This window comes from Jejuibacter sp. L23, from assembly GCF_050815825.1.
Classification (GTDB): domain Bacteria; phylum Pseudomonadota; class Gammaproteobacteria; order Enterobacterales; family Enterobacteriaceae; genus Jejubacter; species Jejubacter calystegiae.
The window spans coordinates 3,273,893-3,295,232 of the sequence record NZ_CP138199.1 but is presented as its reverse complement, the minus strand read 5'-3'; the positions used below and the strand labels follow the sequence as shown (position 1 = coordinate 3,295,232).

Sequence of the window (21,340 nt, the reverse complement as noted above, 5' to 3'; positions counted from 1 at the left end):
CTGTCGGCATCATTAATATTCTATAGAAGTTACTCAGCTAGATGGTGAGATCTTGTAAGTACGGAAAGCATATAGCAGTCACCCGGATTTTTGAACGTACTTAGCAAATAAACGGAAGTGAATGGAGTCCCTACATCGCGGTAAAATAAATGGGCGGTAAAGATATAAGAGTCTTCCCCCTCAGAACCGAATTCCGTTCCTCCGTACTCTACGAGTTTTCTGAACTGTTTGGTGCCGGGAGTGGTCAGGGAGTGAGTGCGGCGGGATGCGTTTTGTAAGGCTGTCACATTAGCATCCTTATTATGGGGGCGATAATTTCCGCTTTTTGAATAGAGACTGTTTACACCGAAGCATAAACAGTCTCCTGGGTAACGGATATCAAAATAAATATTTCACGCCTAAAATAGCCTGCGTGTCGCTGTATCCTTTGTCACCGATCTGCTGAGCAACATTCCCCCATAGATTTATATTACGGTTGAGTTTGCTCTCAACGCCAGCCTTAATCTCACCGATATTTCGGGTTCCAGCCTGTTCTACATGTATACCATTAAGCGACGTGCCGAAATTCCTCGTGTTATGTAGCCAGTTTAGCTCTACAAATGGCTCAAACATACGTTCTTTTCCTTCATCAATGACACTGTGTCCTTTAATAAAGGCCCTGATCCCCAGTCGAGACTGGATGTTTCCGTCGCCTTCGCTACGTACACGTGTCCCGTTTGTTTCTCGATGTTCATCGGCTTTTACTCCCATCCACGTCAGTTGCGCTACAGGTTGAACGTAATAACTTTCACGCGCATTCTTCTCTCCTGTTTTCCAGGTATAACCTGCTTCCACTGACGCTGTAACGCCTTTTGATTTATAGCTTTCCGATGGTAGAGACTGACCACTTACTCTGTTGTTAAACCAGTTATACAGTGCCCAGGTGTCAATATAGCCCCCTGTGTTTTTTTCATTGTTCTGGAACCAGGTGCCATATATCCCGGCACTGTAGCCATTGATGCTGCCGTCAGCCCTGTAACCGCTGTGACTATTATGGGTGTTGCTCTTCTGGTTTGCGTAGCCGCCCATAATCCCGAGATGGAAACGGTTCTGACCGTCGCTGCCCCACTGTGCGATATCGCCCCCCAGTTGCATCACATAACGATTGGCCTGAGTGTTCAACTGACCACTGTTATCCTTGAACCGGGTATGCCCGCCCACGTGACGTAACCACATGCTGGTCACCTTTTCTTCACCGGTCAGAGCATCCACATAATGAGTCTCTCCCAGACGATCGTGCAACCTGTGTACGAATAATGTATTCGCGGCTTGTAGATTGGTCGCATACTCGCTTCCTTCCGGACGAAGGACAGGTTTCGGATTAGGCTTTGGAGACGGTTCCGGGGACGGATTAGGTTTTGGAGTCGGTTCCGGGATCGGGGCTGGATTAGGTTGTGGGGACGGTTCCGGGGTCGGGGTTGGATTAGGTTTTGGAGAGGGCTCCGGGGCCGGATCTGGATCAGGTTTGCTATTGATAAGATACCAGTTAGTATAGTCACTCCCTTTTCCACGGCTTAAATAATACTCATAGGCGCCACCCACTATACGCCCATTCTGTACAAAAACCCCCTCCGAGCGGCCAGCCACACTAATTAATTCAATCCCCCTATTAGTATAGTCACCTGTACCACCTATGTTATTCACATGTACAAAGGTGGTGCCGGCAGTATCTCCATTGATGAGCAATCGGTCGGTTTTCGAAGCATCGTTTCCAAGGACAGTATTAAAATCTATGTGCCCATTATTCCCGATATAGTTTCCGTCAACAAGAAGAGTGTTCCCGACCAGACGTTGGTTATTATTTATGGTTCCGGAAATAATTACATTTCCGTTATTAATTAATTCATTATCAACAAGTAGTTGAACAGGGCGTTGTTTCTCGCTATATAAACTACCGACTCTCAGGGTGGCGCCATTCATGACCTGTGTTTTACCGAGGTAGCCTTCCGCAGATAGTATGCTGCTACTTTGCACGGATATTTTACCGCCTAAGGCATTGGACGAATCCAGACCTCCTCTCTGAACTGATATTCTTCCTGCGTAATGTTTACTATCGCCACTTAAGTATAAAGTAGCAGAGCCATTTTTTTCGATATAACCTGAGCCTGAAAATGAGCCTCCATAAAAGCTGTCTGAATTTTGATTAACGATTAGATTGGCGTCAGTGATATCAACCTCGCCGCCCCTTCCTGAAAGGTGTGACATTGTCAAATCATGACCATTAAGATTCAGTTTGCCAGAGTTTATTATATATGAAGTGTTATTTACGAATGCGCTATCGGTATCTGAACGTAATTCACCTGCCTCTACCCTCGTTCCGCCTGAGTAGCCATTTAATCCAGAAAGCGCAACCAGACCATCGCCTGACTTGACTATCCCTCCGGTCCCCTTTAATGAGCCGTTCAGGTGCATTTCTTGATTACTGCCAGATTCCAGCACTGACTCTGAGAGTACATTCATATCTACCCTGGTAGACAGTTTATAATCGCAGTAATCACATTCATTTACCCGGAGTGTCCCGCCATTAAGATTAAATGAATAAGATCCGGAACCGGCAATTATCGCATCTTCATCAGGCGATAAATTACTATTAGATATGGTAATAAATCCATTTTTATTAAGGTTGACTGTCGCAGATGTATCATTGCTACTTGCCAGAAACAGGCCAGAAACCGGATTTTCAAAACCATCTATATCGGTGTTAGCTTTACCCTCAAAAATGACTTCAGCGTCGTTATCAACAGTAAGAACTGCTGAACCAGCGCCTTTTAGCCTTACTGTATCATCTATAACCTCGAGGTTATCAAGTGCATCTGCGGCCAGGGACATCTGACTTCCGATAACGAGGCGGCTACCGTTTCCTGAAACCGTGATTTCAGCTGAGGGGGGACGTGCTGTAGAATCATCGCCAGCGAACGTTGTTGACGCGCTGAGCCTGCCAGCATATAACTCGCCGCCATCGGTGATATTGATTATCCCCTTGCCAATATAGCCAAGATATAACGTTCCGTTTTCGGCGGAATCCCCAAGATAAGGGGCGTTACTTTTTATAATTAAGGCGCTTCCTGAGCCTGAAATATTTAAGATGCCCGTATCGCTGGTATTTCCAAAGCCGATGTATGCTCTGTTTCTGGAGTACGGTTTTTCTTCGCCAATATTCATGATGGCGCCGTCATAAATATTCAATACACCTGTTATTTTACGGTCTCTTTTATTATTCCAGTCATAAATTCCGCTACTGCCGATATGGAGGTCGAGTGATGTTATTATTCCAGTCTGTGGACCCACAAGATTTAAGACTCCATGGGTGTTACTGGTATAGTTATTCTCAGTGCCTACGGTGCCAACAGCAAAATAGGTGGTGCTGTTTATGTTTTTTGCCGATTCAGAGATGGTTAATGAACCATCTCCACCATTCAGCCCAATACTAAAAGGATTCGCATACGTTGATGAACCTTTTAATACCAGATTGCCGATGTTTCCATCCCCACCGCCGATGATGTCACCTTTGGTTTCCCTGTCCCAGAGTCCATCACTTAATACTTCAGAAGAGTTAAAGTATGGCGGAGCAGCGGAAACGGAAAAGCTTAATAAAGCAAGGGCGGATATATTAGAAAAATAGTTTATTTTTATTAGCATTTTTAACATCCATTTAAATGTAATATAGATTACAGCTTTGTCCTGGTTTTATTAAACATTAATATCTTTAATATTATGTCTTCTTTGTTGCCTCTGACACCTAACTGTAAAAGTGCCTGAATCGTCGTTTTCTGTAGTGTGAATCCCCCTGTATTGTAGTCAAACACATAGAATGTTAGTGAGAAATCTCTGTGCCCATAGTATGTCAATGTGGTCGCTTTTAAATATGGACGTCAGGATGCTGAAGATAAATTTAAGTATGGTAATGTATCCTAACATACAAGTTATCTGTTTTCAGATCAAATCTGGCGGAATTAGGATATAGATCCCTGGATAGAATTATAGTGAGTCTGAGGGGGCAGGGGCTATCCCCCAGAGCCATAAAAACAATTTATCAATCACGACATTATGTTTAACAACACTTTGCTGCTATTGGATTTTATTTTTTTTAGCTGCATATAGTTATTTAATCATAACCTGTTAGCTGAAAAGAGTATCTCTGGTAGTAATGGTTGGGCTGACTCATCATGATTAGTGATAGAGCGGAGGATAAGGGGGGATATCTGGCAATAGGATGTTGGGTGCCAGGATTTTATCCTGGTCGTGTATTGTGTGTGGCTTTATGCTTTTTACTCATCTAACTTATTGGTAACAAACCATTGGCCTTTGTAATTCAGATTTTCTGTTAAGGTAAATATATTATCTTAACAGGTGTTTTTATTTTATTATAAAGTAAAGGTGATGGGGTTATTGAAAACCCTACTTTATAATATATTATCGGAATATGAAGGAATTAATATAGCTTCTGATAATTCACAGGCGCTGATTTCCTTTGTGAACTTTTTCGTGAATTGAGCACCTACAGCATAGATGCAGGGTAAGAAGATGTCAGATAGATATTTAACTCATCGCCACTGAGCTATTGCTGTAGTCCTTGTCACCCATTTGCAGACCGACATTCCCCCATGCATCCAGATAATTACTCAGTCGACTTTCCACGTCCACCTTAACCTCGCCCAGATTACGGGCGTCAGCCAGGCTGACACGAACGACGTTCATCATGGTGCCGAAATCATGGGTGTTGTGGATCCAGTTCGCTTCGACAAAGGGCTCGAAGATGTACTGTTTCCCCTTGTTCAGCTTACCACGTAGGCTGAGTCGGGCCTGAACATCGCCGCCACCTCCGATGGAGATCCGGATGCCGTTGGCTTCGGTATGGTCGTCGGTCTTTACCCCTATCCAGATTGGCGAAAAGACTGCAGGCAAAGCAGAGGCGGCAAATATGTCCTTGCTACCCGAACTATTTTAGGTATAGCTGAATCCGTCCAATCCCAATACGGTTATTCAGGAAGTGGCGCTTTACTGTACCATCCGGTAGGTCGACATCGGCATGGCGCTGGTCAGATGCTGTGTCCGGGCCTGTACGGAAAGCGGCGCATCGCTGGCGATATCGAAAATCTGCGGCTGTTGAACATCGTGGCGAGTATAGAAGCGGTCATGCCAACAGTGCCAGGCATGAACTTCATTAATTAGCAGGCAGATAAAACCCAGAACCAGCAGTAGAAACAGGGCAGGTTTAACGAGATGAGTACGGATCATCGGTACGCTTCCTTTCTATTTAGGGGCCAACAACCTTGTAGCCCTTCTGAAACCGCTCCTTCCTTAAAGACTCATTTCCCATCGAGCGGTTTGATAGGAAAATTCTTAGCCCGGAAATTATAGATAGCGCGTTTCTTTGTCAACAATTGTTTTATTGATTTACGTATTTTCGTAGATATTTGTAATGTGGTTATCAGAAGAAGCTTAGTTTTGGTTATTTTAGGGAAGGAAGGTCAGAGGGACGGATTAATTAAATAAGCCTGACGTCTGGTAAATGGCTGCCGAAATCAAATATCCTTGTTAAAGGAAATGATGCGGAATTGATGAACATCAATTTTATCAGCTGCCAGCCAGGAAAAAGGGCGCCCCCAAAGGCGCGCCCGTCTGATATCAGAAGTCGTAGTAGATGGACAGCCAGGTGGTGTCCTGCTCATTGTCGCTACTGGACGCAAGCGTTCGTTCCAGCCAGAACGAGAAACCGTGGCCAATGGTAGTGTACATCCCCAGATAGACGTGGTTAGCGTGGTAATTTTCGTCCCCCTTCAGGCGCAGCGTGTCGGCGGCGACGTAAGGCTGAATGGACTCCAGGAACGGCTTGTCGATGGGGAAAGTGTAGCCGACAAAGCTTTCCAGACCGTAACCGTCGCCGGCAAAGTAGCGGCGGGTGCTCTGCTGTTTCTTCGAAGGCACATAGTTATTGTAATAAGTGGCGGTGCCCACCATATACCAGTTACCCGGCTGCCAGGTCAGCGCGGCGCCGGAATACTGCTGGTTATAGGTACGCTTATCGTTGTCCGGCCCTTTAATAGTGGCCCGGGTCTGGTTCCAGGCGGCGCTGAAGACCAGATCTTTCTGCAGTTGATAGTCGAAGCCGATACCGCCGCCGTGATTACGGCGATAGCGCAGGTTCTCACCGGCGTCGGTCTCATCCTGAGGCAGCAGATAGTCAGCGTAGAGCGTAAGATCGCCAAAGGTGTTGGTGTATTTAACGGTATTTTTCGGGCGTTCGCCGCCGTCGTAGTCGCCGTCGATGCCGATCCAGTTGGCGCTGGCGTGACCGTCGTTATCCCAGACGTCGCTCTTAACTCCGATGGTATCGTAATAGACGCCATACTGGTGGCCGAAGGTCAGGGTTCCGTAAACATCGTCCTTAATACCGGCATACAGCTGACGCTGGTAGTCGCGGTCGCCTTCATGGTCGTAGTGACTGTCCCAGCCCAGCACGTGGGCGATATCCACACCCCATTCGTAGTAACCGACAATAGAGGTACGGTCGCTCAGGGCATAGTCGGCGGTAAAGCGGAAACGGGTGCCGCCATCGTGGCCGTTTTTGTAGTAGCCGGGTTCATTGCCGTTATTCCAGATAAATTCGGGGCGGATACTTCCCCCTACCTGTAGACTCAGGGGAGCCAGTAACGCATTGCTGAAGGTATTTTTTTCCAGCACGGTAACTTCGGCGTTGGCCGTTTGGCACAACAGGCATAAAACTGCACCACCAGCCAGCAGTGGACAGGTTAATTTTCTGGTGAAAGACAAAATAAACTCCGCGACTATTTTTTAAAAGAACGATAAATAACGAGCAATGTTTACCATAATTGACAAACCATCGTCAATTTTGTTGGTAATAAATAATTAAATGTCGTTAATAAATATTCACAGGCAATTCTCAGCCACTGTAGGCTATTATGCATAAAAACTTCATAGGGATAATAAAAGAAATGCTAAAGTGCACAAATTGTTAATATTTACATCATTAGTGCCCGCTAACCATAATGTCACTGTGGGGTTTTATTAATGATTATTTATTGCAAATGGTAAGGATAAATATGAGACGGAAAACAAAAAGTAGCCTGAGCTGCTTTGAGACTGATGACTGACCCCAGGCCGAACGCGTTTGGCCAGAATCACCAGAAAAACAAACAAAGAAAATCAATTCGTTGATTTTCGGCTGATAAACACAAAGAGGGAAAAACCCCGTTTTTTCCCTCTTTGTCATCAACCTGAAAGCAGCCTGAGCTGCTTTTTTATTGCGCTGAAACTATTAGCCCGGAGAGGGAAGTGCGCCCGCGGCAATCGCCAGCTGAATCAGGATAATGGCGATGCCGCACAGAAACACCAGCCCCAGCAGCGGCGTGCCGCCGGGGGCCTGCCAGCCGCTTTCAGGGTGGCGGCGTCGGCTTTGCCACACCAGCAGTGTGGGTAGCAACAGTGCCAGCGCCGACAGGGCGATACCGGCATAACCCAGCGCCATCACGAAGCCGCGTGGGTAGAACAGGGCAAAAGCCAGCGGCGGCGCAAAGGTCATTACGCCGGTCTGCAATCGTCCCACGACATTGCGGCGCCGCTGAAACAGATCGGCCAGATAGTCGAACAGCCCCAGCGCCACGCCCAGGAATGAAGTAGCCAGCGCCAGATCGGCAAACAGATGCAGCGTGAGTTCAACATGGGGCGAACTTACCACTTCGCGTACTGCCTGCAGCAGGCCGTTCAGTCCGGCGTGGCTGGCGGCAATACGGGTAAAGGTGGTACCGCTGATGGCGCCCAGCGTGGCCAGTTGCCAGAACAGATAGGCGACCAGCGGAATGGCGCTGCCGATAATAAAGATCCAGCGCAGGCGGCGAGTATCGCCACCCATATAGCGTACGATACTGGGCACGCTACCGTGAAAACCGAAAGAGGTAAAAATAACCGGAATCGCCGACAGCGCCAGCCCCTGTTCCAGCGGCAGGGTCAGCAGATTTACCCGATGAATATGGGGCATCATCAACGCCAGCATCACCACCAGCAGCAGCAGTTTGGCACTGAACAGCCAGCGGGTGAAAAAGTCCACCGCGTGGGTACCGGTACAGACAATACCACCTGCCACCAGGGTAAACAGCAGTACGCCAACGGTTGGGGAAAGACTCAGTGACAGCCACTGATTCAGGCTGTCGGCCAGCAGCTCACCGGCGCCGCTAATATAGGCGGCGGTCAGAGCGTACATCAGAAACAGCATACTGCATCCTGCCAGCCACTGGCCGGGGCGCCCCAGATAGCGGTGGGCCAGGGTTGCCAGCCCTTCGTCCGGTGATTCGTGTTGCCACACTTCCACCAGCAGTAGCGCGGTATAACTCATCAGCGCCCAGAGCGCGAACAGCAGGAGTGCGGTGACCCCGAACCCTACACCGGAAGCGGCAAGAGGCATTGCCAGCATTCCGGCGCCAATCGTGGTGCCGGCTACGATGAAAATACTGCCGACAGTCTTATTTTTCACTTTTTGTTCCAGAAATTATCGCAGATACCACAGAGTGCTGCGCAGATTACGGGAATTGCCGATTATCGTCAAACTGTGGTTACAATATGTGTATTGATATCTTTACGACAGGCTGTGGTACGGTCAGGGGAAAACCTGTTGCAGCGCAAAGCCATCGCTCAGGCTACCCGCTATCATGCCGCCATTTGACAGAAGCGAGGAACAACGATGTCATCCATTCATGGCCATGAAGTGCTTAATATGATGCTGGAGTCCGGCGAGCGCTATACCCGGGAAAGCCTGGCGGCGGCCATTGTGGCGCGCTTTGGCGAGTCCGCCTGTTTTCATACCTGTTCGTGCAGCGGCATGTCAGCTCCCGAACTGGTAGCGCTGCTGGAACAGCGCGGCAAGTTCATTCCGGCTGGCGAAGGATTTACCACCCATCAGGATAAGATCTGCCGCCACTAAATTCCCCGGCGCTGCGGCGCCGGTTCCGCTGTGACATTTCACGATGGTTGTCTCTCTTCCAGTCCAACGATACCCTGTCCCCACTGCGTCCTGCGCCTTCGCTCGATTCCGGGTAAATTTGTGAGTTGAATTCTGTTTTTTAAAACGATTTTTCATTTTATTTGAAAGTGTATTTATGTGAAGGTATGGTGGATAAAAACCCGTAAGCCATTCATGACCATGCCGTTCAGGAGACTAAAGAATGAAAATCGCGTTGATGATGGAAAACAGTCAGGCAGCTAAGAATGCCATTATCCTCAACGAATTACAGGCCGTTGCCGGTGAGAAATCTTACCCGGTCTATAACGTCGGTATGTGCGACGAGCAGGATCACCACCTGACCTACATCCATTTGGGCATTATGGCCAGTATTCTGCTCAACTCGAAGGCGGTGGACTTCGTGGTGACCGGCTGCGGCACCGGGCAGGGGGCGCTGATGTCCCTGAATATCCACCCGGGCGTGGTCTGCGGTTACTGTATCGATCCGGCGGACGCTTTTTTGTTCGCCCAGATCAACAATGGTAATGCGCTCTCGCTGCCGTTCGCCAAGGGCTTCGGCTGGGGCGCTGAGCTGAACGTGCGCTTCATCTTCGAAAAAGCCTTTACCGGCCGCAACGGCGAAGGTTATCCGCCGGAGCGTAAAGAGCCGCAGGTGCGTAACGCAGGCATTTTGAATCAGGTGAAAGCCGCGGTGGTGAAAGAGAACTATCTCGATACTCTGCGCGCCATCGATCCAGAACTGGTGAAGACCGCCGTTTCCGGCGAGCGTTTCCAGAAATGCTTCTTCGAAAACGGCCAGAACAAAGAGATCGAAGCCTTCGTGCGTGAGATCCTCGGCTAATTGCCAGTGCGCGGGCTTAGCCCGCGCCATCGCCTTTCCGTATTACTTCCCTTTCTGCGAAACACTACTGCCGGCATCCGGCGCCAGACGGAACAGATCGACCAGGCCAATCAGCGTCAGCAGAGCCAGAAAGACAAAGGCGTAGCGAAAGCTGATGCCCGGTGACGCGCTCAGTCCCGTTAGCGGCGCCAACTGCTCCCCAAGTCGGATACCGATAGCGCCCAGTGTGACTCCCAGACCGGCGGCCAGTTGAGTGGCGGTACTGAACAGCGTATTGGCATAACTCATGGCATTCGGCGGCACATCGGCAAAGGCCAGAGTGCTGATGCCGGTAAATTGCATCGAACGAAACATCCCGCCCAGAAACAGAATCACCAGCGTTAGCCACAGCGCGGTGTCCGGCGTCAGCAGGGCACAGGCCAGCAGTGCCAGCACATTAAGCAGCCCGTTGCCAATCAGCAGTTTTCTAAAGCCCCAGCGGCGGATAAGCCAGGTCGTACCGGGCTTCATTGCCAGATTACCGGCAAACACCGCCAGCACCAGCAGCCCGGCGTGGAAGGGATCCATCCCGAAGCCGACCTGAAACAGCAGCGGCAGCAGAAAGGGCACGGCGCTGATGGTGCAGCGAAACAGCGATCCGCCGTACATCGTTACGCTAAACGTCGGCACCGCCATGGCATCAAGCCGAATCATCGGGTGCAGGGTGCGGCGAAAGCGGAGCAGGGCAAGCCCCAGCGCCCCAGCGCCCAGCCCCAGCATCACCAGGCTGAGGGGGCCATTACGCTGTTCGGCGCCCAGCATCTCCATACCGCTGACCAGGGCTACCATGGCGATAGCGGTAGCGGCGAAACCGGGTAGATCGAAAGGTCGACGGGCCTCATCGCGGATATCCGGAATCAGACGCCAGGCGAGCCACATTGCTGCCAGCCCCAGGGGCAGATTAATAAAGAAGATCCAACGCCAGCTGGCGTAGCTGGTAATAAATCCTCCCAGCGGGGGGCCGATAATTGGCGCTACCAGCGCAGGCCAGGTGAGGGTGGCGATAGCGGCAATCAACTGGGGTTTGGGCGTGGTGCGCAGTATCGCCAGACGTCCCACCGGCACCATCAGTGCGCCGCCGGCCCCCTGGAGCACCCGCATGGCGACGAACAGCTCCATACTGGTCGCCAGACCGCACAGCACCGATGCCAGCGTGAAAATCCCTAACGCCAGAGTGAACACCGGACGGGCGCCATAGCGATCGGCAATCCAGCCGCTGGCCGGAATCAGTACCGCCAGCGTTAGCAGGTAGGCGCTGATTCCAATATTGAGATCGACGGGGCTGACGCCGAAACTGCGCGCCATATCCGGCAGGGCCGTGGCGATCACGGTGCCGTCAAGGAACTCCATAAAGAAAGCGCCCGCCACCAGCAGAGCCGCAGGGGAAAGACCGCGTTTGCCGGAAGCGGAATTATCAGACACAGGCATGGGATTGATTAAAACCGTGTTTTAAAAATTTAAGGTCAGCTAACCAGCCCAGGCCAGATTTTGCAAGGGGTTGCGGGGAACGGGCGTTAAAAACCGGAGCTTTTTTATGTGATTTGCGTCACAAAACTATTGATTTTTGTGACAGTGGTCATATTATAGACCCATCGCGAGCATCATCTGCACAGATAAAACCAGGAGCTATAACGATGAAACTGCGCAAAATCCTGAAAAGCATGTTTGAGAACTACTGCAAAACCTTTAAAGACGTACCGCCTGGCGCGATGTTCTGATAATACGCCAGCCTGGGTTAATCTCCCCGACGCCCGTGACCTTCAGTGGTCGCGGGCGTTTTGCTTTTGGCGGCGTCTGACGACCAGGCTATGCTGGAACCAGGGCCAGCGGAGCGATGTTCTGCTGCGCTTTTCACATCAGCATGGAGGAGTTATGTCTCGTACGGTCTGGATTAACGGCAGCTGGCTGCCGGAACAGGAAGCAAAGGTGTCGGTTTTCGATCGCGGTTTTCTGTTTGCCGATGCCATTTATGAAGTGACGGCGGTGATCGACGGGAAACTGGTGGATTTCGATGGTCATATGGCCCGCCTGCGCCGCTCCTGCGCGTCGCTGTCCCTTGCCTGTCCCTGGGATGGCGAGGCGCTGCGGGCGCTGCATCAGGAATTGATTCAACGTAATCAGCTCGATGAAGGGGCAATCTATCTTCAGCTCACCCGCGGCGACAGCGGCGATCGCACTTTTCTCTGCCCGGAAGGGACTGAGCCGACGCTGGTGCTGTTCACTCAGGCCCGGGAGATCGTCAATGTCCCTCAGGGGATACAGGGCATTCGGGCGATCACCTGTCCGGATATCCGCTGGGGACGGCGCGATATTAAAAGCGTAGGGCTGCTGGCGGCCTGCATGGCGAAACAGGAGGCGCGGCGCCAGGGGGCGGATGACGCACTGCTGGTGGAACAGGGGTTTATTACCGAAGGGGCTTCCAGCAATGTGTTTATCGTCACGCCCGATAACCGGCTGGTCACCCGGCCGCTGGGCAACGACATTCTGCACGGCATTACCCGGGGAACGCTGCTGAAACTGGCGCAAGAGTTGGGCATCGAACATGTAGAAAGGCCCTTTACCCCGACGGAAGCGCGGGAGGCCAGCGAGGTCTTTATCAGTTCGGCCACCAGCCTGGTGTGGCCGGTGGTGGTCATCGACGGCGTCGCTATCGGCGATGGCGCCCCGGGGCCCTTCACCCGACGGCTGCGCGAGCGCTATATTGCGGCGCTGCGTGAACAAATGGCCTGAACGGTACCCTTCAGGGCCCGGGACAGGTAGACTGTCGCTTCCGTGAATGAAGGAGTGAAGTATGTCCCAATCCCTGAGCCGCGAAGAGGAACTGGTCTCTGACGTGGTTGCCTGCCAGTTGGTTATTAAGCAGATCCTTGATGTCATTGACGTTATCGCCCCGGTGGAAGTACGCGATAAGATGGCCGGTCAGCTTAAATCCATCGACTTTTCCGATAACGCAGCGGCATCCGATCCGGTGACCCGCCGCGCTATCCAGAAAGCTATCGCCCTGATCGAACTTCGATTCAAAGGCGAAAAAGAAGAGACCCACTAAGGCGTTACCAGAAGGTCTGTACCAGCAGCCAGCTGGTCAGGCAGGCGCTGCTCACGCCAATCAGCCCCGGCATAATAAAGCTGTGGTTGAGGATAAACCGACCGATGCGGGTAGTACCTGAGCGATCGAAGCCAATACAGGCCAGATCGCTCGGGTAAGTGGGCAGAATAAAGTAGCCGTAGGCCGCCGGAAAAAAGGCCAGCAGCATCTTCGGTTCCACCCCCAGCATCAGCCCCATCGGCGCTACGGCCGTCAGCGCCGCCGCCTGGCTGTTTACCAGTTTCGACACCAGAAACAGCACCAGCGCATAGCTCCATGGATGATCGCGCACTACCCCTTCCAGCGCCATTTTCAGCGTTTCCAGATGGGCCTGAAAAAAGGTATCGCTCATCCATGCCACGCCGAACACCGAGAAGATCGCCACCATCCCTGCCTTAAATACCGCGCCTTCGGCAATGGTACCCGGGCGGACTTTGCACAGAATCAGGATGGCGGCGCCGGCTATCAGCATCATCATCTGGATGGTCAGGTTCATCGACAGCGGACGCAGGGCGCCTTTGACCTCAAATGCGGGGCGTAGCTGCGGCAGGGCGCCCAACATCACCACCACCAGAATTGCGATGAAAAACAGCGCGGTGGCCCGGTATGCCGCTGGTGGAAAACGCTGGTCCATCAGGGTTTCGCTGCCGCCATAGATATACTCACGCTGAATCGGATCCTTAATGCGTTCCTGAAATGCCGGATCGTCGTCGAGATCTTTACCGCGTCGCAGGCTCCACAGGGCGGCTACCAGCACGCCGCACAGCGAAGCGGGCACCGAGACTGCCAGGATTTGCAGAATGCCCAGATGTTCGCCAATGCCGTGAGCGGCCGCCAGAATCGAAACCAGCGACACCACCGCCACCGATACCGGCGACGCGGTAATCGCCATCTGCGAAGCGACGGAAGCCACCGCCATCGGTCGCTCCGGGCGGATGCCGCGCCGCAGCGCGATGTCAGAGATAATCGGGAACATGGTGTAGACCACGTGGCCGGTGCCGCACAGAAAGGTGAGGGTCCAGGTGGTCAGCGGCGCCAGCAGGGTAATGTGTTGGGGATGGCGACGTAGCAGGCGTTCGGCAAACTGCATCATCACATTCAGCCCTCCTGCGCTTTGCAGCGTGGCGGCGCAGCCGATCACCGCCAGAATGGTGAGCATCACATCCACCGGCGGTTTTCCCGGCTGTAACCCGAAGACAAAACAGAGAATAAACAGGCCGATACCGCTAATCAGCCCCAGCCCCATCCCGCCATAGCGGGTGCCGACCAGCAAACAGAGTATAATGACGATAAATTCCGCAACCAGCATAAACATATCCTTGTATGATTAGTCAGAAATAGCTGAACTCATCATTACAAAAAAAGTGGTTATTGTTTGAGAGATGCTTCGGGTTATACGCTGAGATAGTCAGGGCAAAGGCGTGGAACTGGCACACGCCTTATTTTACGGGCGTCCTTACATGGTGGAGAACACGTTCATGATCACGCCGCCGCTGATGATCAATGCCATAGCGATGATTGCCGCCAGATCGGGTTTTTGCTTATAAAGAATCATTGAACACAGAGTGACGCCGACGATGCCGAAGCCGCACCAGAGCGAATAGGCGACGCCAACCGGAATGGTATTCATCGCGCGGGTGAGCGCGAAATAGCACAGGGCATAGGCGCAAACTACCAGCACAGAAGGGGCCAGTTTGCTAAAGCCGTTGGTCTTTTTGATCATGGAGGTGCCCGTAATTTCCGAGCCAATCGACAGCGCCAGCCATAAAAATCCGAGATTAAACATAGCGTATTCCTTCCCTGTTAGTTGGCGATTTTCTTGTTCGCAGAGATCGGCGGCGCAGCGGGCGTCGCTTCTTCATCTTCACTGCCCATTTTTGAAAACAGGTTCATAATGACGATGCCACTGGCGATAATGGCCATACCGATGATGGCGGCGGTGTCCGGATGCTGTCCATAGAACGCCATGCCGAGCGTTGAAACCACCAGGATACCGGTACCGGACCAGGTCGCATAGGCCAGACCGACGGGGATATCCTTTACAGCCCGGGACAGTGAGTAGTAACAGGTGCAGTAAAGAATAATCAGCAGCCCAAGCAGTAACATACGAGTGACACCTTCGCTGCTGCCGAACATTTTAAGCGTCGATGTTGCTGAGGTTTCCGAAAGGATAACCAGCAGCATCCACAACCAACATTTTGTTTTAGATGACATATTTAAGCTCCGGGTATAGTTAAGGTAAGGTTATATCTTTCTGTTTTTTACAAAATCGCTGGCGGCATCGGTCAGCAGCGAGCCGGGAATGGTGGCGAGCGTCGGATTATTCACAATGTCAGTGACCGTGAGATACCGGCGCGGGCCGCTGGCCCCGGCAGGGGCTTCCTGGCGCGATATCAGTTGTTCCAGTAGTTCGTTCATGGAGCACAGCGTAACGCCGCATTCGGCCAGTCGGGCGAGCGTTGCCCGCATGTGTCCGGCATAGGCGGAATCGGCCGCCGCGCCACGTAGTTGATTTAATTCGCTGTCGGGATCGCAGTGGTAACGCAGCGCCAGTACGGGGGTACCGTTGAGCAGGGTTTCGTGCAGACGCCGGGCGATCGGGCTGCTCAGCGTACCGTTGATCAACGCCGCCGCCAGTGGATAGTCAAGAAAGGGCAGCAGTAGCGCCCGATACGGTTCCGGCGGCAGCGTTTCCCGCCACAGATCGGCTGGCAGAACTTTCCCCAGACTCTGCCATTCAGCGCTGTCTGTTATGTCATCATCCAGGATGAAATGCAGCGTCTGCCCGCAGACCGACAGACGCTGACGGATGGTCTGCCGATAGCCAGCGGCGGCGGTGACCATCACCAATACCGGCGGCTGTAGCCGTTGGATAATTCGCGTTACCAGATGCTCCATCTGTTCGTCGGTCATGGCGTCTCTCCGTTACCCCATCAACGTAACCAGTGCGCCGTTTTTTAACCCGGCTGCATTGGCCTCTTCGGTGTCGATATGAAATTCCAGCGCGAAATCGTCGCGCACGCGCACCACCACTTCATCAAAGGTCAGCTGGCGTTCGCCGCAGCTACGCACGCTCACCTTCTGGCCGTTGCGAACATGAAACTGGTTGGCGTCCTGGGGAGACATATGGATATGCCGCCAGGCGCAGATCACTTGCGAACGCAGCTCAATGTGACCTTCGGGGCCAATGAGCAGTGCGCTGCCCGCATTATCCAGTTGGCCGGACTCACGTAGTGGGGCTTTAATCCCAAGGGTAAAGGCGTCGGCGCGGGAGATCTCCAACTGCGATATCGGGCGGGTGGGGCCGAGCACCCGCACTCGGGTCAGCGAACCTTTCGGCCCGACTACGGTGACACACTCCTGAGCGGCGAATTGTCCCGGCTGACGCAGGGGCTTAAGCGGCGTCAGGGCATAGCCCTTGCCGAACAGCGATTCAACATCCTGTTGGGCCAGGTGGACGTGACGGTTGGAGATCCCCACCGGAATATCGCGCTTCACAGCCGCCAGTTGGGCGAAAATTCTTTGCTGTAGCAGGGAGTCGATCATGCCTTTTTCCCTTTCTTCAATGCGGTGCTCTTACCTTCCTCCGTCTGTGTTATCGGTACCTGCACCGACTTTGGTTCCACCGCAACGTCTGCCGCTGCGGCTGGTGAACGGGCCGCTGTCGCCGGGCGTCCTTTTATGGTGCTCAGGGTATCGATAACGGCAGGTTCCGGGCGTGCGATAACCAGCGAATTAACGGGGTGGTTGATACCGGCGACGGCACAACCGCGAGCAATAGCGGTGTGAATGGCGCTGATCTCGCCTTCGAAGTAAACGCTGACCAGTCCCGCCCCCACTTTGCGATAGCCAATGCAGACAACGCTTGCGGCTTTACAGGCGGCGTCAACGGCCTGAATGGCGGCGACGAATCCTTGAGTTTCAATTACGCCTAAACTTTTCATTGTCAGCTCCTGTCAATGGCGAACTAAACGGATATCAAAATCAAATGTCCGGAAGAATTTTTCCAGCTGTTCTAATTCCTCCGGAAGGTAAGATGGATCCCCGGTAATGGGATAGGGCAGATCCAGTCGTTCATATTTTTTCCGACCGAGTTGGTGATAGGGCAATATATCAATACGGCGGATGTTGCCGCGCCGGGATAATTTTTGCACATAATCAATAGTGCCGGTAATCGCCTCCCATGAGTCGTTATACCCGCGAATTAACGGCATCCGAATAATGACACTGACGCCGGAATCCACCAGCCATTCAAGGTTACGACGAATGCCTTCATTACCGATGCCGAACATGGTCTTATGGTGTTGACTATTAATTTGCTTAATATCGAACAGAAAAGTGTCGGTGACCGGCGCTAACTTTTGATAATTTTCCAGTGACGTTGTGCCCTGGGTCTCGACGGCGGTATTAATCATCATTTTTTTGCATTCGCTAAACAGGGCGACAGCAAAATCAGTCTGCAGGCTCATTTCTCCGCCGCCAATGGTTACGCCGCCACCGGAAGAGATATAGAAGTCATAGTCCTGCATAATGATCTCCATCAGTTCACTGACGGTGACGTCTTTACCGACAATATCCAGTGCGCCTTGGGTGCAAATGTCCTGACACTTTCGGCAGCCGATACACTCCTTTTCCCGATTGATGAAATGCTTCACTTCACCATTTTTCTGAGTGCGATAGTGAATACCAACAGGGCAGACGTCGATACAGGCGCCGCAATTAATGCATTTATCATTAGAAAACATGACCTGGAACTGGCTGGAAAGTCCTTCTGGATTAGAACACCAGGGACAGCGTATATTGCAGCCTTTGAAAAAAACCAGCGTACGGATACCATCGCCATCATAGATTGAATATTTCTGAATGTTGAATATACGCCCGGTTAATTCTTTATTGTCGCTCACGCGTACCTCCAGAAAAATATTATGGACATCCCTGTCCTACAACGTTAATACCGCTATCAGAATTTCTCGATGACAGTACGGCTGATAATTTCATCCTGAACTTCTTTGCACAGTTCGACGAAATAGGCGCTATAACCGGCAACGCGAACAATCAGGTCGCGGTATTTCTCCGGCTCCTGCTGCGCCTTCTTCAGCACTTCGTTATCGACGTAACTGAACTGCATCTGGCCGTTGCCGAGAATGGAGGCGGTGCGCAGCAGCGTAATCAAGCCGTGGCGGCCTTCCGGGGTATCCAGCAACCCTTTGAGGAACTTGAAATTGTGCACCATGCCGATGTTCATGGTTTCGACGTTCATCTTGCTGACCGACTTAATAATCGCCGTCGGCCCCTGCTTATCCGCGCCCTGAGTCGGGCTGATTCCGTCGGAGAGCGGCATCCACGCCAGGCGGCCATTCGGCGTGGCGTTGGTTAGTTCGCCAATCGGCGTGTTATTGGAAATAGACAGGGTACCGTGGCTGAGGGTCGAGTAGAGCATCTTGTACTTCCGGCACTCTTTCTCGGTCCATTCGGTAATATCCAGCGCGTACTGGTCGACATAGTTATCGTCGTTACCGTATTTTGGCGCGTTCAGGCAGTCACGGCGCAGCGCTTCAAAACCTTCAAAGTTAGCTAGCAACGCATCGCGGATCTGCTCAAGGGTATATTTCTTATCCTGATACACCAGCTTGTGAATGGCGGCCATGGAGTCGACGTAGGTCGCGAGCCCGGAGAAAATGAGCCCCGGCCCGTGGTTGACCATCGCGCCACCGGCGGCGACATCTTTGCCGCTTTCCATGCAGCCCTCCACCAGCAGCGACATCAGCGGCTTCGGCGCAACGTCGCGATGAACGCGCTGGCTGATAACGGTGCCGATCGCCGACAGGCGCACGATATGGGCAATCTGTTTTTTCACCGCCGTATCGAAATCTTCAAAGGTGCGCAGTTCGCACAGTTCGCCGGTGTCCAGCCCCTGATAGCTATCGAACAGCACCATACGACCGCGGTTCAGGACGAACTCGATCGCGATCGGCCACTGAGTGTAGCCCGTAGAGGTCCACTGATAGATACGTCCGGATTTTTGCGGTTCGACGCAGCCCATCAGGCAGTAGTCGCGCGCGTCTTCAAAATCAAATCCCTTACGCAGCATCATCTTGATATGGGAATCATCGAAGTGACAGGCCGGGAATCCCATACCGGCCTTGACAACGTCGACAATTTTTTCCATATATTTTTGCGGTGACTGGTTGTGGATGCGGCAGGCGAGTGAAGGCTGATAGACCTTCACAAAGCGCACGGCATCCATAATCAGATAGGTCAGGTCGTTACAGGCGTCGCCGCCGGTACGCTTCTGACCGCCAACGGTCAGGTTGATAAACGGTTGATAACCGGCGAAGTATTTCGCGCCCAGTTCGCTCGACATCCACATCAGTTCGGCGCATTTAATGATGAACGCCTGCAGCAGTTCCAGTGCGGAATCGTGGGTCAGGCGGCCTTCGCGAATGTCGGCTTCGAACATCGGATAGCAGTACTGGTCTACGCGGCCCAGCGACAGGCCGGTCTGGTTCTCTTCGATTTCAAACAGCGATTCGACGGTCCAGATGCTCTGCAGCGCTTCCTGCAGGGTTTTCGGTGGATTGGCTGGCACGTTTTCGTTCACTTCCGCGATGGTCAGTAGCTCAGCGCGGCGCTGGGCGTTTTGCTCCATGGCGGCCAGTTCGCGGGCGCGGGCGGCGATGCGGCGGGCATAGTTAATCACCCCTTCGCAGGTTTCAATCGACGCTTTGTAGTAGTAGATGCGGTCGATATCTTCCGGGTTCTCCATGCTCAGGCTGGCAAGGTGCGCCTCGGCGTCGGCTTTAATGCCGTTCATCCCTTTGGTGAACAGCAGCACATCGTAGCCCGGGCAGGTGTCGCCGCCGCCGTTAATCTGGTGGTAGGAGAGGTCGCTGACGAAGGTTTCGCCGCTGAAAGCCCAGACGCCAGCTTCGCGGTATTGCGCTTCACAGATCTCATCCAGCGAACGGCCTTCCCAGAACGGCACGATCTCTTCGCGAATGGTCTTTTTATCTGCTTCGCTGATTTCAAACGGATCCTGCGGGCGGGTGCTCATGGTGTCGAGTTCGTCGCGTACCCAGCGCCAGGCGATATCCGGCGAGAAGGCGCCCGCGCGTGGCTTGCCGCACGGATGGCCAACGATCAGCTCGTCGTCCTGAATCAGAATTGGCGCGGTCTCGCAGGCGTGGCGAAAGGCTTTCGCCCGCAGCAGAATAGTCGGCATCCCCGGATTGGCTTTCACCACTTCGGTAAAGGCCAGCGCGCGATAGATAGAGACGCTCGGACGCACCGTCAGGTAGTGGTTACGCAGACGCTGCATGCGCGGCGTTAGGCCCTCCATCACCGGGGTGTCGGCGCTGGCGGCGAACGGCACGTGGCTGACCTGTTGTAGGCCGCCAAACAGACGCACCGGCAGATTCAGCGCGCTGAGGTTGCGCTGGGCGCTGATAAACATCTCAGAGAGTTCGTTGATCCCGGCGTCATTGAAGCTTGCGCCGTGTAGCATAGCGTCGAGCATCGGATAGCCGTCGACCGCACAGGCGGCGCGGACTTCGCTCAGCTCCGCCAGCTTGAACCACAGGCATTCGACGATTTCATACGCCTGCTGAGTATTCAGCGCGCCGCTGCTGATATCGCGCTGGAAGTAAGGCAGCAGCGCTTTGTCCGCGCCTTCCGGGTTGACCGCGTAGCTACCGTTATCCAGCTGTAGCGCCAGTTGAAACAGATAGAACGCCTGGCAGGCTTCCTTGAAATTACGCGCCGGATGGGCCGGAACGTGGTGCAGAATCGCCGCGCTTTCTAACAGTTCGGCTTTACGGTAGGAGTTGCTTTCCGCGGCGGCCAACTGTTCGGCGCTGGTGGCCAGGTTTTTCGACAGCGCCAGCAGGGCGTCGCAGGCGTAGGTGGCGGCGCGGCAGCCGTTGATTTCATCCATGCCGCTGCGGCTGACCGCGCTGCCGAGCGCGCGGGTTTTCTCTTCTAACTGGTGCTTAATCGCCAGTACCCCTTTTTCGACTACCAGTTTGTAGTCCGGTGAATCCAGATCGCTGTTGAGGTTGAGGAACTGGAAAGTCGATGGGCGCTGGGTTGCGCTTTCGTCATGGAAAATCGTCCCATGCGGTTTACGGGTCTGGTTGCCGACAATCAGTTCGTCCGCGCTGATGGTCAGCGGCAACTGGCGCATCAATTCATAGAAACGGCGAGCCGGTTTGACGGCGGCGGGGAGCCCGGCGATATCGCTATCCAGCGCGCTGAGGATCGCGGCGTGTTCGCTGCACAGGGTGCCGGTTTGTGAGAGTAAACGGTCTGCCAGCACTTTGACGCGCGGCGTTAAGTTGTAGTGTGCCATGGGTAAGGTTCT

General features: G+C 52.9%; 19 protein-coding genes. 5 read left to right on the top strand and 14 right to left on the bottom strand.

What is annotated here, in order from left to right; all coding sequences use genetic code 11:
- Positions 1–378: 378 nt before the first annotated feature.
- From SCU88_RS15700 to tyrP, 5 genes are all read right to left on the bottom strand, one after another.
- Positions 379–3,678 carry an autotransporter outer membrane beta-barrel domain-containing protein gene (locus SCU88_RS15700; protein ID WP_175341671.1) on the bottom strand — a complete coding sequence of 1,100 codons (3,300 nt, stop codon included), beginning with the start codon at positions 3,676–3,678 and terminating at the stop codon, positions 379–381.
- Between the two features lie 900 nt (positions 3,679–4,578).
- Positions 4,579–4,944, bottom strand: coding sequence for an autotransporter outer membrane beta-barrel domain-containing protein (locus SCU88_RS15695; protein WP_175341670.1), 366 nt, complete (start codon positions 4,942–4,944; stop codon positions 4,579–4,581).
- A 93-nt stretch (positions 4,945–5,037) separates the two neighbouring features.
- Positions 5,038–5,277 carry a hypothetical protein gene (locus SCU88_RS15690; protein ID WP_175341669.1) on the bottom strand — a complete coding sequence of 80 codons (240 nt, stop codon included), beginning with the start codon at positions 5,275–5,277 and terminating at the stop codon, positions 5,038–5,040.
- 390 nt (positions 5,278–5,667) lie between these two features.
- Positions 5,668–6,813, bottom strand: coding sequence for a porin (locus tag SCU88_RS15685; RefSeq protein WP_175341668.1), 1,146 nt, complete (start codon positions 6,811–6,813; stop codon positions 5,668–5,670).
- 505 nt (positions 6,814–7,318) lie between these two features.
- The gene (gene tyrP, locus SCU88_RS15680) at positions 7,319–8,530 is read right to left on the bottom strand and encodes a tyrosine transporter TyrP (protein WP_138098065.1); all 1,212 of its coding nucleotides are present in this window, start codon (positions 8,528–8,530) and stop codon (positions 7,319–7,321) included.
- Positions 8,531–8,737: 207 nt separating this feature from the next.
- Here tyrP and SCU88_RS15675 point away from each other — a divergent pair, with 207 nt between their 5' ends.
- Both SCU88_RS15675 and SCU88_RS15670 read left to right on the top strand, forming a co-directional pair.
- On the top strand, positions 8,738–8,977 hold the full coding sequence (locus SCU88_RS15675) for a YecH family metal-binding protein (RefSeq protein ID WP_175341667.1): 240 nt from the start codon (positions 8,738–8,740) through the stop codon (positions 8,975–8,977).
- Positions 8,978–9,218: 241 nt separating this feature from the next.
- Entirely contained in the window at positions 9,219–9,857 is a 639-nt protein-coding gene (locus SCU88_RS15670) for an RpiB/LacA/LacB family sugar-phosphate isomerase (protein ID WP_138098063.1), read from the top strand.
- A 42-nt stretch (positions 9,858–9,899) separates the two neighbouring features.
- Here the strand turns inward: SCU88_RS15670 and SCU88_RS15665 are convergent, their stop codons facing one another.
- A complete protein-coding gene (locus SCU88_RS15665; protein ID WP_175341666.1) occupies positions 9,900–11,324 on the bottom strand; it encodes an MFS transporter in 1,425 nt (474 codons plus the stop codon).
- 206 nt (positions 11,325–11,530) lie between these two features.
- On the opposite strand from SCU88_RS15665, the gene azuC reads away from it, so the two are divergent.
- From azuC to SCU88_RS15650, 3 genes are all read left to right on the top strand, one after another.
- Positions 11,531–11,614, top strand: coding sequence for a stress response protein AzuC (gene azuC / locus SCU88_RS15660; RefSeq protein ID WP_014229869.1), 84 nt, complete (start codon positions 11,531–11,533; stop codon positions 11,612–11,614).
- Between the two features lie 154 nt (positions 11,615–11,768).
- The gene (locus SCU88_RS15655) at positions 11,769–12,626 is read left to right on the top strand and encodes a D-amino-acid transaminase (protein ID WP_175341665.1); all 858 of its coding nucleotides are present in this window, start codon (positions 11,769–11,771) and stop codon (positions 12,624–12,626) included.
- A gap of 61 nt (positions 12,627–12,687) precedes the next feature.
- A complete protein-coding gene (locus tag SCU88_RS15650) occupies positions 12,688–12,942 on the top strand; it encodes a DUF2766 family protein (protein ID WP_138098061.1) in 255 nt (84 codons plus the stop codon).
- Positions 12,943–12,946: 4 nt separating this feature from the next.
- Here the strand turns inward: SCU88_RS15650 and SCU88_RS15645 are convergent, their stop codons facing one another.
- The 8 genes from SCU88_RS15645 to cutC form a co-directional block, all read right to left on the bottom strand.
- A complete protein-coding gene (locus tag SCU88_RS15645; protein ID WP_175341664.1) occupies positions 12,947–14,290 on the bottom strand; it encodes an anaerobic C4-dicarboxylate transporter in 1,344 nt (447 codons plus the stop codon).
- Between the two features lie 147 nt (positions 14,291–14,437).
- The gene (locus SCU88_RS15640; RefSeq protein ID WP_138098059.1) at positions 14,438–14,767 is read right to left on the bottom strand and encodes a DMT family transporter; all 330 of its coding nucleotides are present in this window, start codon (positions 14,765–14,767) and stop codon (positions 14,438–14,440) included.
- 17 nt (positions 14,768–14,784) lie between these two features.
- The gene (locus SCU88_RS15635) at positions 14,785–15,195 is read right to left on the bottom strand and encodes a DMT family transporter (protein WP_138098058.1); all 411 of its coding nucleotides are present in this window, start codon (positions 15,193–15,195) and stop codon (positions 14,785–14,787) included.
- A 30-nt stretch (positions 15,196–15,225) separates the two neighbouring features.
- Entirely contained in the window at positions 15,226–15,894 is a 669-nt protein-coding gene (locus SCU88_RS15630) for a hypothetical protein (RefSeq protein ID WP_175341663.1), read from the bottom strand.
- Positions 15,895–15,906: 12 nt separating this feature from the next.
- On the bottom strand, positions 15,907–16,527 hold the full coding sequence (locus SCU88_RS15625; RefSeq protein WP_138098056.1) for a phosphate propanoyltransferase: 621 nt from the start codon (positions 16,525–16,527) through the stop codon (positions 15,907–15,909).
- Entirely contained in the window at positions 16,524–16,925 is a 402-nt protein-coding gene (locus SCU88_RS15620) for a BMC domain-containing protein (RefSeq protein ID WP_175341662.1), read from the bottom strand. The genes SCU88_RS15625 and SCU88_RS15620 overlap by 4 nt, the downstream gene beginning before the upstream one ends.
- 12 nt (positions 16,926–16,937) lie before the next feature.
- Positions 16,938–17,885, bottom strand: coding sequence for a choline TMA-lyase-activating enzyme (gene cutD / locus SCU88_RS15615; RefSeq protein WP_175341661.1), 948 nt, complete (start codon positions 17,883–17,885; stop codon positions 16,938–16,940).
- A 56-nt stretch (positions 17,886–17,941) separates the two neighbouring features.
- The gene (cutC, locus tag SCU88_RS15610; protein ID WP_175341660.1) at positions 17,942–21,328 is read right to left on the bottom strand and encodes a choline trimethylamine-lyase; all 3,387 of its coding nucleotides are present in this window, start codon (positions 21,326–21,328) and stop codon (positions 17,942–17,944) included.
- Positions 21,329–21,340: the final 12 nt, after the last annotated feature.

What these genes read in the sequence shown, in the direction of transcription:
- SCU88_RS15700 (WP_175341671.1), bottom strand. Translation starts at nt 3,678, where the DNA reads ATGCTAATAAAAATAAACTATTTTTCTAATATATCCGCCCTTGCTTTA.
- SCU88_RS15690 (WP_175341669.1), bottom strand. Translation starts at nt 5,277, where the DNA reads ATGATCCGTACTCATCTCGTTAAACCTGCCCTGTTTCTACTGCTGGTT.
- SCU88_RS15675 (WP_175341667.1), top strand. Translation starts at nt 8,738, where the DNA reads ATGTCATCCATTCATGGCCATGAAGTGCTTAATATGATGCTGGAGTCC.
- SCU88_RS15670 (WP_138098063.1), top strand. Translation starts at nt 9,219, where the DNA reads ATGAAAATCGCGTTGATGATGGAAAACAGTCAGGCAGCTAAGAATGCC.
- SCU88_RS15665 (WP_175341666.1), bottom strand. Translation starts at nt 11,324, where the DNA reads ATGCCTGTGTCTGATAATTCCGCTTCCGGCAAACGCGGTCTTTCCCCT.
- azuC (WP_014229869.1), top strand. Translation starts at nt 11,531, where the DNA reads ATGAAACTGCGCAAAATCCTGAAAAGCATGTTTGAGAACTACTGCAAA.
- SCU88_RS15655 (WP_175341665.1), top strand. Translation starts at nt 11,769, where the DNA reads ATGTCTCGTACGGTCTGGATTAACGGCAGCTGGCTGCCGGAACAGGAA.
- SCU88_RS15650 (WP_138098061.1), top strand. Translation starts at nt 12,688, where the DNA reads ATGTCCCAATCCCTGAGCCGCGAAGAGGAACTGGTCTCTGACGTGGTT.
- SCU88_RS15645 (WP_175341664.1), bottom strand. Translation starts at nt 14,290, where the DNA reads ATGCTGGTTGCGGAATTTATCGTCATTATACTCTGTTTGCTGGTCGGC.
- SCU88_RS15640 (WP_138098059.1), bottom strand. Translation starts at nt 14,767, where the DNA reads ATGTTTAATCTCGGATTTTTATGGCTGGCGCTGTCGATTGGCTCGGAA.
- SCU88_RS15635 (WP_138098058.1), bottom strand. Translation starts at nt 15,195, where the DNA reads ATGTCATCTAAAACAAAATGTTGGTTGTGGATGCTGCTGGTTATCCTT.
- SCU88_RS15630 (WP_175341663.1), bottom strand. Translation starts at nt 15,894, where the DNA reads ATGACCGACGAACAGATGGAGCATCTGGTAACGCGAATTATCCAACGG.
- SCU88_RS15625 (WP_138098056.1), bottom strand. Translation starts at nt 16,527, where the DNA reads ATGATCGACTCCCTGCTACAGCAAAGAATTTTCGCCCAACTGGCGGCT.
- SCU88_RS15620 (WP_175341662.1), bottom strand. Translation starts at nt 16,925, where the DNA reads ATGAAAAGTTTAGGCGTAATTGAAACTCAAGGATTCGTCGCCGCCATT.
- cutC (WP_175341660.1), bottom strand. Translation starts at nt 21,328, where the DNA reads ATGGCACACTACAACTTAACGCCGCGCGTCAAAGTGCTGGCAGACCGT.